The following is a 17,197-nucleotide window of genomic DNA, read 5'->3' on the forward strand; positions in this document are numbered from 1 at the left end:
CCCTGAGCACTGGGCCCTGAGCCCTGAGCACGGGCAGGGCGCGCAGTCCACGATCTGGCGCGCGGGCGCGGGGGCTTCCAGGGTTCATGATCCGGGCGCGGCGGGCCATGGGAGGATCGGAAGCATGGCTACGACACGTACCGCAAACGCGCATTGGGAAGGGCCGCTCACCAGCGGCCAGGGGACCGTCTCACTGGACTCGTCGAAGCTCGGCACCTATGACGTGACCTGGCCGGCGCGGTCCGAGGAGCCGAACGGCAAGACGAGCCCCGAGGAGCTCATCGCCGCCGCGCACTCCACCTGCTACTCGATGGCGCTCTCGCACGGCCTCGCCGGCGCGGGCACGCCGCCGGAGAAGGTGGACACCAAGGCCGAGGTCACCTTCCAGCCGGGAGAGGGCATCACCGGCATCCACCTGACCGTCCGGGCCAGCGTGCCCGGCCTGTCCCCGGCCGACTTCGAGAAGGCCGCCCAGGACGCCAAGACCGGCTGCCCCGTCAGCAAGGCCCTAGCGGGCACCACCATCACCCTCGACGCGGCACTGGTCTGAAACACGCGGATCAGGCGCCTGGGGGCGCCTGATCCGCAACAACCGCATTGGGTACCGCGCCGCCGTAGCGGCGGTCTCTGGACGCGTAGAGCTCGCAGGCGTGCCAGAGGTGGCGGCGGTCGAAGTCCGGCCAGAGCGTGTCGAGGAAGACCAGCTCGGCGTAGGCCGACTGCCAGAGCAGGAAGTTGGACGTGCGCTGCTCCCCCGACGAGCGCAGGAACAGGTCCACGTCGGGGATGCCGGGCTCGTCCAGGTAGCGGGCGAAGACCTTCTCGGTGATCTTGTCGGGGTTGAGCCTGCCGTCGCGGACGTCCCGGGCGATCGCCGCCGCCGCGTCCGCGATCTCGGCGCGGCCGCCGTAGTTCACGCAGAACTGCAGGGTGAGGACGTCGTTGTTGCGCGTCATCTCCTCCGCCGTCTCCAGCTCCTTGATGACGCTGCGCCACAGCCGCGGCCGCCGGCCGGCCCACCGGACCCGGACCCCCATCGAGTGGAGCTGGTCGCGGCGGCGGCGGATCACGTCCCGGTTGAAGCCCATGAGGAAGCGCACCTCGTCCGGGGAGCGCTTCCAGTTCTCGGTGGAGAAGGCGTACGCCGACAGGTTGGGGATGCCGAGCTCGATCGCCCCCATGATGACGTCGAAGAGCGAGTCCTCACCGCGCTTGTGCCCTTCGGTGCGCGGCAGCCCGCGCTCCTTCGCCCAGCGGCCGTTGCCGTCCATGACGATGGCGACGTGCCGCGGCACCAGCTCCGCGGGGATCGGGGGCGCCGTGGCGCCGTCCCGATGCGGTTCCGGCGGCGAAACGGCCCTGCTCAAACTCTCTCCCTGGGTGTGTCGGCGTCGTCGGCGGGCGCGTCCCCGCCCGGCGCCGGGTCTTCGGACGGCGCGGTGTCTCCGGCGGCCCCCTGGTCGCGCTCCACGTGGCGCAGGGACCGGATTCCGTGTTCCAGATGCCACTGGAGGTAGGCGGCCACCAGGCCGCTGGTCTCCGCGCGGTGGCGCTGCTCGCTGCCGTCGGCGTACCCCCAGTCGCCGCGCAGCAGCGCCAGCATCAGCGCGAGCGTCGGCGGCGCGGGGGTCGCGGCGCCCGGCATGCGGCAGTTCGCGCAGACCGCGCCGCCCGCCGCGACGGCGAAGCCGCGCAGCCCGCCGCGGGTTCCGCAGCGGCAGCACTCGTCGAGCGCGGGCGCCCATCCGGCGACCGACAGGGAGCGCAGCACGAAGGCGTCCAGGACGAGCCGCGCGTCGTGGGTGCGTTCGGCGAGGGTGCGCAGCCCGCCGACCAGCAGCAGGAACTGCCGCAGCGCGGGCTCGCCCTCCTCGGCGGTGAGCTTCTCCGCGGTCTCCAGCATGGCCGTTCCCGCGGTGTAGCGGGGGTAGTCGGTGACCAGCGCCTCCCCGTACGGCCGCAGCGTCTCGGCCTGGGTGATCAGGTCGAGGGAGCGCCGCTCGTACAGCTGGAGGTCCACGTGCGTGAACGGCTCCAGCCGCGCCCCGAACCGGGACTTGGTCTTGCGGACGCCCTTCGCCGCGGCGCGGATCCGGCCGGTGCGCCGGGTCAGCACCGTCACGATGCGGTCGGCCTCGCCCAGCTTCTGCGTGCGCAGGACGATGCCCTCGTCACGGTAAAGGGTCACCCGTTCATTCTGGCGCACACGACCGGATGACTCGGCGCCGCATCCGGGCATCTCCCCAGGATCTTCACCGGCCGCCGGGGGCAATAGCACTGTGCTGGCCGACAATCACATACCGTGACCGGAATCGGTCGCGAAGTCCTGCCGAAAGCTGTGGCTCGAACCACCGCGAGCTGGCAGCGTTGTGGGACGGCCCCGTCCGGGACGGCGGGGCGAAGACGCGGCGCCTCGCCGCCGCCGGCCCCTACACGGTGTAGGTGATCAGTGAGAGTGACAGTCGTCCGCAGCGGGGGATTCGCGGGGATCGAGCGGCGCGCCGAGTCCGACAGCGCCAGCGACCCCATGCTGGCGAGGCTCGTCGGCCGCGTGGACCTGAGGGCGGTCCCGCCGCCGGGCCGCATCCCCGACCAGTACCTGTACGAGATCGACATCGACGGCGACCGCACCACCGTCGGTGAGACCCAGCTCCACGGCCCCCTCCTCGAGCTGGTCCACCACGTCCTCGGCCGCGCGCGCTGACGTCTCGGGCGCCGGAGGCCGCGGGCGCCCGAGCACCCGCGGCCGCGGGTCCCTACGCGCGAGCGACGCGGTTGACGGCGGACAGGATCGCCTTGAGGGACGCGGTGACGATGTTGCCGTCGATGCCCACGCCCCACACGGACGTGCCGTTCACGTCGCACTCGACGTAGGCGGCGGCACGGGCGTCGCCGCCGGCGCTCATCGCGTGCTCGGCGTAGTCCAGGACCCGGACCCCGATGCCGACCGTGGCGAGGGCGTCCTCGAACGCCGAGACCGGGCCGTTGCCGACGCCCTCGATCTCGCGGATCTCGCCGTCGACGCGGATGTCGCAGCTGATCGCGTCCTTCTCGTCCACCCGCGAGGTCGTGCGGTGCGCCAGCAGCCCGGCGCGCGGACCGCCGGTGAGGAACTCGCTCTGGAAGATCTCCCACATGCGCTCGGAGGTGACCTCGCCGCCCTCGCTGTCGGTGTGCTCCTGGACGACGCGGGAGAACTCGATCTGCAGCCGGCGCGGCAGCTCCAGGGAGTGCTCGGTCTTCATGACGTAGGCGACGCCGCCCTTGCCGGACTGGCTGTTGACCCGGATGACGGCCTCGTAGCTGCGGCCGACGTCGTGCGGGTCGATCGGCAGGTACGGGACCTCCCACCGGTGGTCGTCGACCGTGCCGCCGGCGGCCTCGGCGTCCCGCCGCAGGTGCTCGAAGCCCTTGTTGATGGCGTCCTGGTGGGAGCCGGAGAACGCGGTGTAGACCAGGTCGCCGCCGTAGGGGTGGCGCTCGTGGACGGGCAGCTGGTTGCAGTACTCGACCGTCCGGCGGATCTCGTCGATGTCGGAGAAGTCGATCTGCGGGTCGACGCCCTGGGTGAACAGGTTCAGGCCCAGCGTGACCAGGCAGACGTTGCCGGTGCGCTCGCCGTTGCCGAACAGGCAGCCCTCGATGCGGTCGGCGCCCGCCATGTAGCCCAGCTCGGCGGCGGCGACGGCGGAGCCGCGGTCGTTGTGGGGGTGCAGGGACAGGATGACGGAGTCCCGGTAGGCCAGGTTCCGGTTCATCCACTCGATCTGGTCGGCGTACACGTTCGGCGTGGCCATCTCGACCGTCGCCGGCAGGTTGACGATGACCTTGCGGTCCGGGGTGGGCTTCCACACGTCGTTGACGGCGTTGCAGACCTCGACGGCGTACTCCAGCTCGGTGCCGGTGAACGACTCGGGCGAGTACTGGAAGCGGATCTCGGTGTCGCCCATGTCCTCGGCGAGCTTGGCGCACAGCTTGGCGCCCTCGACGGCGATCGCGGTGATGCCGTCGCGCTCCTGCTCGAACACGACGCGGCGCTGCAGCGTGCTGGTCGAGTTGTACAGGTGGACGATCGCCCGGTTCGCCCCGCGCACCGACTCGAAGGTCCGCTCGATCAGCTCGGGGCGGGCCTGGGTCAGCACCTGGATCACGACGTCATCGGGGATCCTGCCCTCTTCGATGATCTGCCGGACGAAGTCGAAGTCGGTCTGGCTGGCCGCCGGGAACCCGACCTCGATCTCCTTGTAGCCCATCCGTACCAGCAGCTCGAACATCCGTAGCTTGCGGTCGGCGTCCATGGGGTCGATCAGGGCCTGGTTGCCGTCGCGCAGGTCGACCGCGCACCAGCGGGGCGCCTCGGTGATGACCGCGTCGGGCCAGGTGCGGTCGGTGAGCTTGATCGGGGCGAACGGCTGGTAGCGCTGGAACGGCATGCCAGAGGACTGCTGTCGCGGATACATCCGATGAGAACCTTCTGCTCGAACCTCGCGGCCGACGTGCACGTCGCAGTCCCGCAGCGAGGGAGCCGGCCTGGTTACAGGCCCCCGCTGCGGCCGCTAAGGAGGAGCAGCTCACGGAACACGTCCGCCAAGCTAACAGATGCCATCCGTGTTACGGAAACCGGCGTCCGCATGATGAGACAACGGGGGCCTCTCTCATCTCATGGGAACGCCGCGCGAGACCCGCGCCATTCCCCCGCGCCGTTGCGGAGCCCGCTCAGGGGACGAGCACGGACAGGCAGGTCACGCAGCCGTCGAGAGCCTCGAACTCGCTGATGTCCACGCTGGTGACGCGCAGCCCGTCGGCGGCGAGCCGGGCGGCGGTGCGCGGCGCCGACGCCGCCATCAGGACGTGGCCGGCCCCGAGCACGACCACGTGGGCGCCCGCCGGCTCCCGGGGCACCCGCAGGCACGGCAGCACCGAGGTGTCGACCATCTCCGGCATGCCGATCAGGCCTCCGTCCGGCAGCGCGGTCATCGCCGACTTCAGGTGCAGGCAGCCGGTGGTGTCCACCGGGACGACCCTCCGGCCGCCCAGCAGGCGGGCGAGCTGGCAGATGCCCTCCTCGTTCGTGCGGGCGCCGCGTCCCACGTAGACGGTGTCGCCGACCTGGAGCACGTCGCCGCCGTCCAGGGTGCCCGGCTCCTCGATCCGCTCGACGCGCAGGCCGAGCTCCCGCGCCGCCTGCTCCGCGCCGGGCAGCTCGCCCCGGCGGCGCTCCTCCCCCGACCGGCCCACGACGGCGATGCCGCCGCAGACGACCAGCGCGTCCTCGACGAACACGGCGTCGGGCTGGTCGTCGGCCCCGGCGACGGCCCGCACCCGCCAGCCGGCCGACCGCAGCGCCGCGGCGTACGCCTCGTGCTGCCGCGCCGCGAGCGCGACGTCCACGGGGCGGCGGGCGGCGTGGGTGACGATCCCCTCGGCCAGCCGCGGCCCCGGGGGCCGGACCAGCGCCCACCCGGCGCCGGCCGCCGCCCCGGCGTCGTCCGTGTCCGTGCCGGGGACCATGTCAGCGGGACGCTCCCTCGGTGGTAACGATCACACCCAGCGCGTAGGCGCGGGACATGCCGAGCAGGTCCGCGATCGCGTGCAGCTCCTGCCGCTCCCCCTCGCCGAGCGGCCCGTCGGCCAGCCCGATCCGGGCGGCCTGCGCCAGGAACCACTCCTTGGCCTCCACGGCGAGATGGGCCCCCGCCCGGACGATCTCCTGCTCCAGGAACGTTCGCCGGAGCGCGAGGTCGGCGTTCACCGCGGAGCCGTCGTACTCGGGCTCGCCGTAGCCGGTCACGGTGTCGATGGCGCGTGCGCGGGCGACCGGGTCGGCGGGGTCGCCGGCGCGCAGCACCAGCGCCACGGCGGCCCGCATGCCCGCGGCGAGGGTCTCCGACATCTGCTCGGCGGTCGGCGTCCGCAGGACCGGCACCGGGAAGCGGCCCCGGCAGGCGCGGCACTCCACCGCCTCCCCGAGCCGCCACAGCGGCACCAGCGGGACGAAGAACATCGAGAACCAGCGGCGCCCGGCGCGCCTCCGGTAGGCACGGTCGCCCCCGCACTGCGGGCAGTGGAACGTCCCCTCGCTGACGGTACGAGACACCGCCGTCAGGCCGAAAACGAGCAACACCGGGGAACTCCTCCCATAACGGACTTCTTCCAAACTACCGACCCATGGGGCCCGACGTGGCCGTACCAGGCAATGCCGTTCCTGCGTTTACGCTGGGTCCATGACCGGTGACCTGGACTCCGGGGCGGGCCGCGAGCGGTCGCGCCCGTCCTTCCTGCCGCCCGTCGACGGCTATCCGCCGCCGCAGGAGGCCGCCTGGAGGCCCCCACCCGGCGAGTCCGCCGGGCAGCCGCGGCGCGGCGCCCCCTGGATCGTCGCCACGATCACCGCGGCGGCCGTGCTGCTGGTGTCGGCGTTCCTGCCGTGGGCGCACGCGCAGATGGTCATCCAGCTGTTCGGCCGGCCGATCGCCCGCGACCTGGGAAGCCTCGCGGGGATCGACGCCGACACCATGATCGTCGCCGTCCCGGTGCTGGCCGTGGTCGCGATCGCGCTGGCCTTCTGGGACCTGATCGGGCGGGACGCGCGGATCGGCGGGCTCGCCGCGATCCCCGGCACGCTCGCCCTGCTCGTCTGCGGCATCTTCGTCCTGCGGCTCGGCGACGTCCGCGACAACCTGCCCCAGACCGGCCTGGACTTCGGCTACCAGATCACCGTCCGCTACGGCTGGTACGTGGCCGTCATCATGTCCGTGCTGGTGGTCGGGTTCAGCTTGGCCCGCCCCATCGCCGACCGTGTGTCCAAGCCCCAGCGGCGCCCGGAGGAGCAGCCGCAGCACCCGTACACGGACCAGCAGTACGCGGATCAGGGGTATCCGGACCAGGGGTATCCGGACCAGGGGCAGTACGCGGATCAGCGGTACTGGGACCAGCAGTACCCGGACGACCCGCACGCCGTCTGGCCCCAGGAGGACCAGGCCTGGGGCCGCGCGGCCGAGGAGGACGCCCCGCGCGACACCGGCGAGCCCAAAAAGGATTAGCGAGCGGCGCGTGGGGGGCTGGAGAACGGTCAGTCGAGCGGAGCTCGTCCTTTGGAAGGCGGCGGGTGGGGGCTGGAGGACGGTTAGTCGTAGAAGCCGAGGCGGCGGAGCTGTTTGGGGTCGCGCTGCCAGTCCTTGAGGACGCTGACGCGCAGGTCGAGGAAGACCTTGGAGCCGAGCAGCGCCTCGATCTGCCGCCGCGCCGCCGCGCCGACCTCGCGTAGCCGGGCCCCCTTGTGCCCGATGATGATGCCCTTCTGGCTGGACCGCTCGACGAACAGGTGCGCGTAGATGTCGATGAGGTCGTCACGGCCCTCGCGCGGCGTCATCTCGTCCACCACCACGGCGATCGAGTGGGGCAGCTCGTCCCGGACGCCCTCCAGCGCGGCCTCGCGGATCAGCTCGCCGACGAGGATCTGCTCGGGCTCGTCGGTCAGGTCGCCCTCCGGGTAGAGCGGCATGCCCTCCGGGAGATGGGAGATCAGCAGGTCGCCGGCCAGGCCGACCTGGAAGCCGCTCTCGGCCGAGCACGGCACGATGTCGGCGAACTCGCCCAGCCGCCCGACCGCGAGGAGCTGCTCGGCGACCCGCTCGGGCGGGGCGAGGTCCGTCTTGGTCACGATCGCCACGACCGGGGTCTTCTTCACGGCCGCCAGCTCGCGGGCGATGTACTTGTCGCCGGGCCCGACGGGCTGGTCGGCGGGCACGCAGAACCCGATCGCGTCCACCTCGGTGAGCGTGCCCCGGACGAGGCTGTCGAGCCGCTCCCCCAGCAGCGTCCGGGGCTTGTGCAGGCCGGGGGTGTCGACGATGACGAGCTGCGCGTCCGGCCGGTGCACGATCCCCCGGATGGCCCGCCGCGTCGTCTGCGGGCGGCTGCTGGTGATCGCCACCTTGGTCCCCACGAGGGCGTTCATGAGGGTCGACTTGCCGACGTTGGGCCGCCCGATGAAGCAGGCGAACCCCGCCCGATACCCCTCGCGCGCACCACTGTCCATCACTGTCACCCCCCAATTGTCGCCCACCTGCGGGACCCGGACGTCCCGGACTACGCCGCGGGGCTGCCGAGACGGGCCGTCGCCGCGCCCGCCTCCTCGGCCCACCGGGTGGCGCCCAGCCGGTGGGCGACCTCGGCGGCCTTCCGGTAGTGCCCGGCGGCGGTCTCGGCGGGACGCCCGAGGAACACCGCGAGATCTCCGAGGACCTGCGCGACGGGGCCGAGGGTGGCGACGGCGGTCGCGCCGCCGGTGAACTGCCCGGCGTAGGGCGCCAGCGCCGTGTAGGCCTCCTCGGCCAGATCGCGGTCGCCGAGGGCCATCGCGCGCAGCGCCCGCACCGCCATGGTGAGGTCGAAGAAGTAGTCGAGGCGCACCGGGCCGGCCCCGGCGATGACCCGCTCGGCCTCCGCGGTGCGGCCCGCGGCGACCAGCGCGAGGGCGTGCAGGTCGGCGGTGGCGGCCACGTGGCTCCACTGGCGGTGCAGCCATGCCGAGCCCTCCAGCATCTCCGCGGTCCGGCCCTGGACGATCCGCAGGCAGAAGACGCCGAGGAATCCGACGACGAGCTCGCTCGACCAGATCCTCGTCCGGCCGATGGCGTCGCTGAGCCGGTCGTACGTGCGCTCCGCCTCCTCGAACGTGGCGCTGAAGGCGTGCGTCAGCCCGGCGTACCAGCCGCCGATCGCGGCGAGGAGCGGCAGCCCGTACTGGTCGGCCAGCCGCCGCCCCTCCTCCAGGTGCCGCTGCGCGGTGGCGGTGTCGAGTCCGGCGAGGGCGGCCTGCTGCATCTGCAGGTGCGCGAGGACGAGGTAGGTGCCGAGGTCGTGCCGGGTCGCGAGATCGAGCAGCTCGGCGGCGATCCGGTGCCGCCGGGCGAGCCCGTCCGCCGAGCGGTAGCTGTTGATGTAGGCGCCGTTCAGCGCGACGGCGATCAGTTCGGGGGCGTCCAGGGCGCGGGCCGTGCGGACCGCCTCGCCGGACGCGGTGACCCCGCGTTCGCGCTGCTCGCCCTCCAGCTCGATCGCCAGGGTGGTCAGCAGCCGGACGCGCAGTTCGCGCTCGCCGTCCGGGAGCCGTGCGAGGGCCTCCTCGGTGGCCTCGACCACGGCCTGGTCGAGGGTCCCGTACTCCCGGCTCGTCCACAGCGTCGGGACGTCGAAGCTCACGATGATCCGGGCGAGCAGCCGGACGTCGCCGAACGCGCGGGCGTCGGCGATGACGGCCAGCCGCCGGTCCCGGGCGTCGACGACGTGCCCGGCGAGCGCGCTCGCGCGGATCGCGGCGGCCTCGGCCTCCAGCCGGTCCCGGGCCGCCCCGGGGCCCTGGGCGCGCAGCGTCTCGACGACGCGGACCCACAGGTCCGCGGCGGTGCGGTGGGCGAAACGGGCCTCGGCGGCCTGCGCCGCGCGCCGCGCGTACCGGACGGCGCCGTCCGGGTCGGTGCCCGATTCGAGGTGGTGGTGCGCGATCGCGGCGACCTCGCCCGGGGCGTGCCGCTCCAGCGCGGCGGCGACCCGGCCGTGCAGCCGGGTCCGGCGGGCGCGCGAGATCCCGTCGTAGAGGGTGTCGCGGACGAGGGCGTGCGCGAACCGCATCCGGCCGGGCGCGGGCTCGGTGACCAGGCCGCTGGCGAGGCCGGCCTCGACGGCGTCGATCACGGTCTCCTCGTCCCCGGCGAGATCGGACAGGACGTCCAGGCCGGCTTCCCGGCCGATGACGGCCGCGTCGCGCAGCACGGTCCGGACCGGGTCCGGGAGCCTGGCGATGCGGCGGCGCAGCACGTCCCCGACCCCGGCGGGCACCCGGCGGGTGGCGGCGGGCAGGCCCTCGGCGTCCAGGAGCCGGGCCGTCTCCCGGGTGAAGAAGGGGTTGCCGCCCGTCCGCTCGGCGATGGCCGACAGCTCCGCGTCGCCGAGCCCGGTGGCGCAGATGCCGCGCACCAGTGCGGCGACCTCGGCCGCCGACAGCCCGCCCAGTTCGAGCCGCACCGGCTCGTGGCGGGCGAGCGCGGCCAGCGCGGCGGCGAGCCCGGGCGGGACCTCGGTCTGCCGGAACGTGGTCAGCACCAGGACGGGACGGTCGCGCAGCCGCCCGGCGAGCCTGATGAGGAGGGCGAGGGTCTCCTCGTCCGCCCAGTGCAGGTCGTCGAGGACGAGCAGGAGCGGCGCCGCGTCCGCGACCTCGGTGAGGTAGTCGCCGACGGCGAGATGCAGCCGGAACCGTCCGGTACCGACGTCGGCGTCCCCGCCGGGGGTGAAGGCGTCGTCCAGCAGCGGCCCGAGGCGTGCGGCGAGCCCGGCTCCCGGCGGCACGGCTCCGGCCAGCTCGCGCAGCAGCTCGGCCCAGGGCCAGGCCGCGGGTGCTCCCGCCGTCTCCAGGGCGCGCCCCCACGCGCACGTCCAGCCCCGCTCGGCCAGGGTCCGCGCGAACCTCTCGGCGAGCGCGGTCTTGCCCATCCCCGCGTCGCCGCCGACCAGGACGACGCCGCCCCCGCCTCCGGCGGCGTCCCGGGCGGCCTCGTCCAGCCGGGCGAGTTCCCGGTCGCGTCCGACGAAGTCGGAGTGTTCCTCCCGGGGTTCGGGTGCCGCCCGCAGGACGGGCCGCTCGGCTGGCCGCTCGGCGGGCCGCACCGCCTCCCCGAGGTCGGGAGACTGGGTCAGGATGTCGCTCTGGAGGCGGCGCAGCGCCGGGCCGGGTTCGACCCCGAGTTCCTCGGTCAGGGTCGCGCGGGCGCGGCGGATCGCGGCCAGCGCGTCGCCCTGGCGGCCGGCGCGGTAGAGGGCGAGGGCCAGCAGCCGCCACGCCTCCTCGCGCAGCGGGTTCGCCGCGGCGTGGGTCTCCAGGTCGGGGACGGCCTCGGCCGCGCAGGAGAGCCGCAGCATCGCCGCGGCGCGGCGCTCGACGGCGAGCAGGCGGCGCTCGTCCAGGCGGGCGGCCTCGGCGGCGGCCCACGGCAGGTCGGAGAACTCGGCGTAGGCGGGGCCGCGCCACTCGGCGAGCGCCGCCTCCGCGCAGCGGCGGGCCCGCGCCGGATCGGCCTCCAGCGCCCCGGTCGCCTCGTCGATCAGCGCGTCGAACCGCCACGCGTCGACGCTGCCGTCCGGCAGCCGGAGCGCGTAGCCCGGCGGCTCGGTGACCAGGATCCGCGCGGGCGTGCGCGGCGGGCGGTCCGGTTCGAGGGCGCGGCGCAGGTGGGACACGAACGACTGCAGGCCGGCGGCGGCCCTGGGCGGGGCGGTCCCCGCCCAGAGGTCCTCGACGAGCCGGTCGGCGGTCACCATCCGGCCCCGCGCGGCGGCGAGCCGCGCGAGGACGGAACGCTGCCGTGGACCGCCGAGGTCGGCGGGCTCCCCGGCGACCTCGGCGCCGAAGGCCCCGAGCACGCGAACGACAGGCGACATGTCCCGATCAGCCTAACCGGGACATGTCCCCCCATCGTGATCGCTCCCCCGCCGTCACACGCGGCTGGGTTCGGGTTCCCGTCCGGCCTTCTCGGCGGGCCGGGAGCCGCCGTGCACGTCGATGTGCGGCAGGACGCGCGCGAGCGGCCCCGGCAGCCACCAGTTCGCCCGCCCGAGCAGCGACATCGTGGCGGGCACCAGCACCAGCCGGACGATCGTCGCGTCCAGCGCCACCGCCACCGCGAGCCCCACCCCCATCTGCTTGATGACCAGTCCGGGGTCGGCCGCGAAGCCGAGGAACACCGCCACCATGATCAGCGCGGCGCTGGAGATCACCCGGCCGGTCGCGGCCAGGCCGGAGGACACCGAGCCGTGCGCGTCGCCGCTCAGCAGCCATTCCTCCCGGACCCGTGAGAGCAGGAACACCTCGTAGTCCATCGACACGCCGAACAGCACGGCGAACAGCAGCAGCACGATGAAGCTCGACACCGGCACGCTGTGCGGGAGTCCGAGCAGCCCGGCGCCCCAGCCCCACTGGAACACGGCCGTGAGCACCCCGTACGCGGCGCCGATCGACAGCAGGTTCATCACCGCCGCCTTCAGCGGCGCCAGCAGGGACCTGAACACGATCATCAGCATGATGAAGGAGGTGGCGACGACCGCGCCGATCACGGGCCAGAGCCGGTCGGACAGCACCCGGGACAGGTCCACATAGGCGGCGGTCAGGCCGGTGATCTCCGCGCCCGGCGGCAGCACGTCCGCGCGGATCCGGTCGACCAGGTCCGTGGCGCGCTCGTCCTGCGGCCCGTACTCCGGCGTGACCATGATCACCGCGGCGTCGCGGTCCGGGGACAGCCGGGGTGGCGCGACGGCCGCGACACCGCCCGTCCCGGCGAGCCGCTCGCCCAGGCCGGGCAGGGCGCTCTGGTCGGCCTTCTCCAGGTCGACGGCGACGACGAGCGGACCGTTGGCGCCGTCACCGTAGCCTTCGGCGACCAGGTCGTAGGCCTGCCGGGCGGTGTTGGACGTCGGCTCGCTGCTGGCGTCGCTCGGCCACGTGCGCATCCCGAGCGCGGGCGCGGCCAGCGTGAGCATCAGCAGCGTCCCGGCCAGCAGCCACGGCAGCGGGCGCCGCCCGACGTGCTCGGCCCACCGCCGCACCCGCGGCGACTCCACCACGATCTTCGCCCCGGACGCGCGGTCGCGGCGGCGCAGCACCCGGCGCCCGGCGAGCCCCAGCACCGCCGGCAGCAGCGTGACCGCGCTCAGCATCGTCGTCGCCACGACCAGCCCGGTCGTGAAACCCATGGTCATGAAGACCGGGATCCGGGACAGCACCAGCCCGCACAGCGCCAGCAGCACCGTGCACCCCGCGAAGATCACCGACAGCCCGGCGGTCGCGTTGGCGCGTCCCGCCGACTCGGGAACGCCGAGGCCCGCCGCCATGCCCTCGCGGTGCCGGGTCAGGATGAACAGCGCGTAGTCGATGCCGACGCCCAGCCCGACCATGATGGCCAGGGTCGGCGCGGTGGTCGCCACATCGGTGAACGCGGCCAGCAGCGTGATTCCCGACACGCCCGCGCCGAGCCCTGCGAGCGCCACCACCAGCGGCAGGCCCGCCGCCACGACCGACCCGAACGCCAGCAGCAGGATCACCAGCGCGGCCCCGATCCCGATCGCCTCGGCGGTGCCTCCGGGGGCCGTGACGTTCTCGGGCACCTGGCCGCCGAACTCCACCTGGTAGCCCGCGGCGTCGAGGTTCCCGGTCGCCGACCTCAGCAGGTCGAGCGTCTCCCCCGGCGCCAGGTCCGTGACCGGCACCGAGTACCGGACGGTCATCAGCGCGGTCGCGCCGTCCGGGCTCGGCTGCGGCGGGTCGACCGCGCTGACGTGCGGCAGCTCGCCCAGTTCCGCGGCCGCCGCCGACAGCGCCGCCCGGTCGACCGTCCCGGAGTCCGCGTGGACGACGACCCTCGCGTCCGCCCCCGACAGCGCCGGGAAGCGCCCTTCCAGCAGGTCGGTGGCCTGCTGCGACCCCGTCCCTTCCAGCGTGTAGTTGTCGTGCAGGGATCCTCCGGCGACACCCGCCAGGCCGGCCATCGACGCGACCAGGACCACCCACACGACGATGAACCGCCAGGGCCGCAGGGCCGCGGCCCTCCCCAGGCGGTAAAGCAGACGGGACATCTTTTCTCCCCCAGAACGGCTCTGTTCGTCATCCTGAGGATCGCGCGCGTCCCTTGCCGTCCACTTGGCGGTGACTTGCGAGAGGACCACGCGGCCGCAAGCGCCGCTTGCGATGCCCGTTCACCGGGCCCGTACCCTTGGGGGCGTGAGCGAGCTGAACCCCGAGGACGCGAAGATCATCACCCTGGCCAGGTCGGCGCGGGCCCGCACGGGCGCCGCCGAGGGCGCCGCCGTCCGCGACGAGACGGGCCGCACCTACTCCGCCACGAGCGTGGACCTGCCGTCCCTGAAGCTCTCGGCGCTCAAGGTCGCCGTCGCGATGGCCGTCTCCAGCGGCGCCGAGGACCTGGAGGCCGCCGCCGTGGTCACCGCCGCCGAGAGCCCGGCCGCGGCCGACGTCACCGCCGTCCGGGACCTGGGCGCCAAGGCCCCCGTCCTCGTGGCGGGTCCCGACGGAAGCGTCAAGGCGACCCTGTGACCAGCGGGCCTGTGACCAGCGGGCCTGTGATCGGCGGGCTCGTGATCGGCAGGCCCTTCACTGGCGGGCCTGGCCGGAATCCTGCGTGTCCGGTGCGCCCTCCGCGGTCGCGCCCAGCCGCCTGACGAGCACGGTGCCGACCCGGTTGCGGCGGCCGGCGATGGCCTCGGCCTTGAGGGACAGGACGGGGTCCCCGTCCCCGGAGCCGACCTCGGCGGTGGAGCCCTCGATGGGGACGCGGCCGAGCGCGTGGGCGAGCAGGCCGCCGACCGTCTCGACCTCCTCCACGTCCATCTCCACGTCGAACAGCTCGGCGAGGTCCTCGACCGGGAGGCGCGCGGTGACCCTGGCGGCGCCGTCCGGCAGCCAGGTCACCGGCGGCGTCTCCCGGTCGTACTCGTCGGTGATCTCCCCGACGATCTCCTCCAGGATGTCCTCGATCGTGACCAGGCCGGCGGTGCCGCCGTACTCGTCGATGACGACCGCGAGATGGATCTGCCGGGCCTGCATCTCGCGCAGCAGCTCGTCGATCGGCTTGCTGTCGGGAACGTAGGTGGCGGGCCGCATCACCGAGTCGACCGTCTCGACGGACTCGCCCTCGCGGTGCTCCTGGCTGCGGCGGACGACGTCCTTGAGGTAGGCGATGCCGACGACGTCGTCCTCGTTCTCGCCGACGACGGGAATCCGGGAGAAGCCGCTGCGCAGCGCGAGCGACATCGCCTGCCGGAGGGTCTTGCGGCGCTCGACGAACACGATGTCGGTGCGCGGCACCATCACCTCGCGGACGAGCGTGTCGCCCAGCTCGAACACCGAGTGGATCATCTCCCGCTCGACCGGCTCGATCAGGCTGCGCTGCTCGGCCAGGTCCACCAGGTCGCGCAGCTCGGCCTCGGACGCGAACGGCCCCTCCCGGAACCCCTTGCCGGGGGTGAGGGCGTTGCCGAGCGCGATCAGCAGCCGGGGCAGCGGCCCGAACACCCGCGTCACCGGATGGATCACCGCGGCGCCGGCCAGCGCGATCCGGTCGGCGTGCTGGATGCCGAGCGTGCGCGGCGCGACCCCGACCACCACGTAGCTGATCACGATCATGATCGCGGCGGCGGTGACGTAGGCGCGCCACGTCTCGTCCAGCCACGAGATGCACAGGTCCGCGAAGATCACGGTGGCGACCAGCTCGCAGGCGATGCGCAGCAGCAGCACCATGTTGACGTAGCGGGCCGGGTCGGCGACCACCTCGGCCAGCCGTCTCGCGCCGCGCCGCCCGTCGCGGACGATCTCCTCGACGGTGACCCGCGACACCCGGGCGAGCGCCGCCTCCGTACTGGCCAGCAGGCCCGCCATGAGGACCAGGCCCGCCGCGAGGGCCAGCAACCACGCCTGAGCGGTGCTCATCAGCCGCCGCGTTTCTCCCGCCAGGAGGTCAGGAGCCCGGCCTGCAGGCCGAACATCTCCCGGTGCTCCTCCGGCTCCGCGTGGTCGTAGCCGAGCAGGTGCAGGATGCCGTGCGCGCACAGCAGCTCCAGCTCCTCCGCGGTGCCGTGCCCGGCCTCGCGCGCCTGCCGCTCGGCCACCTCGGGGCACAGGACGACGTCGCCGAGCAGCCCGGGGTCGCCGTCGCCGTCCTCGTCGGCGCCGCCGGACATGTGACCGGGCCGCAGCTCGTCCATGGGGAAGGACAGCACGTCGGTCGGGCCGGGCTCGTCCATCCACTTCTCGTGCAGCTCGGTCATCGCGGCCTCGTCGACCAGCAGCACCGACAGCTCCGCCAGCGGGTGGACGCGCATGCCGTCCAGGACGTGCCGGGACAGGCCGGCGATGGCGTTCTCGTCGACCGGGACACCCGACTCGTTGAGGACCTCGATGCTCACTACCGCCCCCGCTTGCGGGCCCCGCCGCGTCCCGCCGCGCCCTGCTTGAACGCCGGCACCTGCTCCTCGTCGTAGCGGTTGTAGGCGTCGACGATGTCGGTGACCAGCTTGTGCCGGACGACGTCGCGGCTGTCGAGGTGGCAGAAGTGGATGTCCTCGACGCCTTCCAGGATCCCCTGGACGACGCGCAGCCCGCTCTGCTGCCCGTTCGGCAGGTCGACCTGCGTGACGTCGCCGGTCACCACGACCTTCGAGCCGAACCCGAGCCGGGTGAGGAACATCTTCATCTGCTCGGGCGAGGTGTTCTGCGCCTCGTCCAGGATGATGAACGAGTCGTTCAGCGTCCTCCCGCGCATGTAGGCGAGGGGCGCGACCTCGATGGTGCCGGCGGCCATCAGGCGGGGGATCGAGTCGGGGTCGACCATGTCGTGCAGCGCGTCGTAGAGGGGACGCAGGTACGGGTCGATCTTCTCGTACAGCGTGCCGGGCAGGAACCCGAGCCGCTCCCCCGCCTCCACCGCGGGACGCGTCAGGATGATCCGGTTGACCTTCTTGTCCTGCAGCGCGCGGACGGCCTTCGCCATCGCCAGGTACGTCTTGCCGGTGCCGGCGGGGCCGATCCCGAACACGATCGTGTGCTTGTCGATCGCGTCGACGTAGCGCCGCTGGTTCAGCGTCTTCGGGCGGATCGTGCGGCCCCGGCTGGACAGCACGTCCAGCGTCAGCACCTCGGCGGGGCGCGCGTCGCTCTCGCCGCGCAGCATCGCCAGGCTGCGCTCGACCGCGTCGGGGGTGAGCTGGGTGCCGCCCTTCAGCAGTTCGAGCATCTCGGTGAACAGCCGCGAGACCAGGGCGGTCTCGCCCTCGGGGCCGGTCACGGTGATCTCGTTGCCGCGGACGTGGATGTCGATGTCGTCGCCGAACGCCTGCTCGATCGCGTGGAGCAGCTCATCCCGGGAGCCCAGCAGGCTCACCATCGAATGGTCGTCCGGCACCACGATCCTGATCTGGGAGGGCGAGCCTGTCCGGTCGTCGCGCCCCGTGCTGGTGGACTCCGTGCGAGTCGACCTCGTGTGAGTTGATTCGACCATTAGCCGGGCCTTGCGGCCTCTCCGACCTGCCTTCTGTCTGCTCCTGGTGTCCAGATGTACCGGTTCCATCGTACTGGCCGTGCCCGGCGCGACGCGGATGGTTTTCGCCGCGCCGCCGGGCGCGCGGAACC

General features: G+C 73.4%; 15 protein-coding genes. 4 read left to right on the forward strand and 11 right to left on the reverse strand.

Going from position 1 to position 17,197, the window contains the following annotated elements; genetic code table 11:
- The first annotated feature begins 124 nt into the window (after positions 1-124).
- Positions 125-550: an OsmC family protein gene (locus tag E1285_RS11210; protein WP_132150889.1), complete on the forward strand. Its 426-nt coding sequence runs from the start codon at positions 125-127 to the stop codon at positions 548-550.
- 10 nt (positions 551-560) lie between these two features.
- Here E1285_RS11210 and E1285_RS11215 read toward each other — a convergent pair whose 3' ends face one another.
- Both E1285_RS11215 and recO read right to left on the reverse strand, forming a co-directional pair.
- Positions 561-1,367: an isoprenyl transferase gene (locus E1285_RS11215; protein WP_132150891.1), complete on the reverse strand. Its 807-nt coding sequence runs from the start codon at positions 1,365-1,367 to the stop codon at positions 561-563.
- The gene (recO, locus tag E1285_RS11220) at positions 1,364-2,188 is read right to left on the reverse strand and encodes a DNA repair protein RecO (RefSeq protein ID WP_243722717.1); all 825 of its coding nucleotides are present in this window, start codon (positions 2,186-2,188) and stop codon (positions 1,364-1,366) included. Before recO ends, E1285_RS11215 begins: the two co-directional genes overlap by 4 nt.
- A 261-nt stretch (positions 2,189-2,449) precedes the next feature.
- Between recO and E1285_RS11225 the strand changes: the two genes are divergently transcribed.
- Positions 2,450-2,704 (forward strand): protealysin inhibitor emfourin, encoded by a 255-nt coding sequence (locus E1285_RS11225; protein WP_243722718.1) that lies wholly within the window; start codon positions 2,450-2,452, stop codon positions 2,702-2,704.
- Positions 2,705-2,756: 52 nt separating this feature from the next.
- Here the strand turns inward: E1285_RS11225 and leuA are convergent, their stop codons facing one another.
- From leuA to E1285_RS11240, 3 genes are all read right to left on the reverse strand, one after another.
- Positions 2,757-4,460, reverse strand: a complete 1,704-nt coding sequence (gene leuA / locus E1285_RS11230) for a 2-isopropylmalate synthase (RefSeq protein WP_132150893.1) — start codon at positions 4,458-4,460, stop codon at positions 2,757-2,759.
- A gap of 256 nt (positions 4,461-4,716) precedes the next feature.
- Positions 4,717-5,511: a dimethylargininase gene (ddaH, locus tag E1285_RS11235; protein WP_132150895.1), complete on the reverse strand. Its 795-nt coding sequence runs from the start codon at positions 5,509-5,511 to the stop codon at positions 4,717-4,719.
- A 1-nt stretch (position 5,512) separates the two neighbouring features.
- The gene (locus tag E1285_RS11240) at positions 5,513-6,124 is read right to left on the reverse strand and encodes a TerB family tellurite resistance protein (protein WP_132150897.1); all 612 of its coding nucleotides are present in this window, start codon (positions 6,122-6,124) and stop codon (positions 5,513-5,515) included.
- A 100-nt stretch (positions 6,125-6,224) separates the two neighbouring features.
- Between E1285_RS11240 and E1285_RS11245 the strand changes: the two genes are divergently transcribed.
- Positions 6,225-7,043 (forward strand): hypothetical protein, encoded by an 819-nt coding sequence (locus E1285_RS11245; RefSeq protein WP_132150899.1) that lies wholly within the window; start codon positions 6,225-6,227, stop codon positions 7,041-7,043.
- 83 nt (positions 7,044-7,126) lie between these two features.
- On the opposite strand, the gene era is transcribed toward E1285_RS11245, so the two are convergent.
- Genes era through E1285_RS11260 form a run of 3 tightly spaced genes read right to left on the reverse strand, consistent with a single transcriptional unit; the run spans position 7,127 to position 13,629 of the window.
- A complete protein-coding gene (gene era, locus E1285_RS11250; RefSeq protein WP_132150901.1) occupies positions 7,127-8,041 on the reverse strand; it encodes a GTPase Era in 915 nt (304 codons plus the stop codon).
- A 50-nt stretch (positions 8,042-8,091) separates the two neighbouring features.
- Entirely contained in the window at positions 8,092-11,442 is a 3,351-nt protein-coding gene (locus E1285_RS11255) for a BTAD domain-containing putative transcriptional regulator (protein WP_132150903.1), read from the reverse strand.
- Between the two features lie 54 nt (positions 11,443-11,496).
- Positions 11,497-13,629 (reverse strand): MMPL family transporter, encoded by a 2,133-nt coding sequence (locus tag E1285_RS11260; protein ID WP_132150905.1) that lies wholly within the window; start codon positions 13,627-13,629, stop codon positions 11,497-11,499.
- Positions 13,630-13,774: 145 nt separating this feature from the next.
- Here E1285_RS11260 and E1285_RS11265 point away from each other — a divergent pair, with 145 nt between their 5' ends.
- Positions 13,775-14,107: a cytidine deaminase gene (locus tag E1285_RS11265; protein WP_347814072.1), complete on the forward strand. Its 333-nt coding sequence runs from the start codon at positions 13,775-13,777 to the stop codon at positions 14,105-14,107.
- Positions 14,108-14,164: 57 nt separating this feature from the next.
- On the opposite strand, the gene E1285_RS11270 is transcribed toward E1285_RS11265, so the two are convergent.
- From E1285_RS11270 to E1285_RS11280, 3 genes are read right to left on the reverse strand one after another with little or no spacing between them, the layout of a single operon-like run.
- On the reverse strand, positions 14,165-15,499 hold the full coding sequence (locus E1285_RS11270; RefSeq protein WP_207946531.1) for a hemolysin family protein: 1,335 nt from the start codon (positions 15,497-15,499) through the stop codon (positions 14,165-14,167).
- Positions 15,499-15,975 (reverse strand): rRNA maturation RNase YbeY, encoded by a 477-nt coding sequence (ybeY, locus tag E1285_RS11275; protein ID WP_132150909.1) that lies wholly within the window; start codon positions 15,973-15,975, stop codon positions 15,499-15,501. The genes E1285_RS11270 and ybeY overlap by 1 nt, the downstream gene beginning before the upstream one ends.
- Positions 15,975-16,952 carry a PhoH family protein gene (locus E1285_RS11280; protein ID WP_243722719.1) on the reverse strand — a complete coding sequence of 326 codons (978 nt, stop codon included), beginning with the start codon at positions 16,950-16,952 and terminating at the stop codon, positions 15,975-15,977. Before E1285_RS11280 ends, ybeY begins: the two co-directional genes overlap by 1 nt.
- Between the last annotated feature and the right edge of the window lie 245 nt (positions 16,953-17,197).

Source organism: Actinomadura sp. 7K507 (assembly GCF_004348425.1).
Lineage (GTDB): Bacteria > Actinomycetota > Actinomycetes > Streptosporangiales > Streptosporangiaceae > Spirillospora.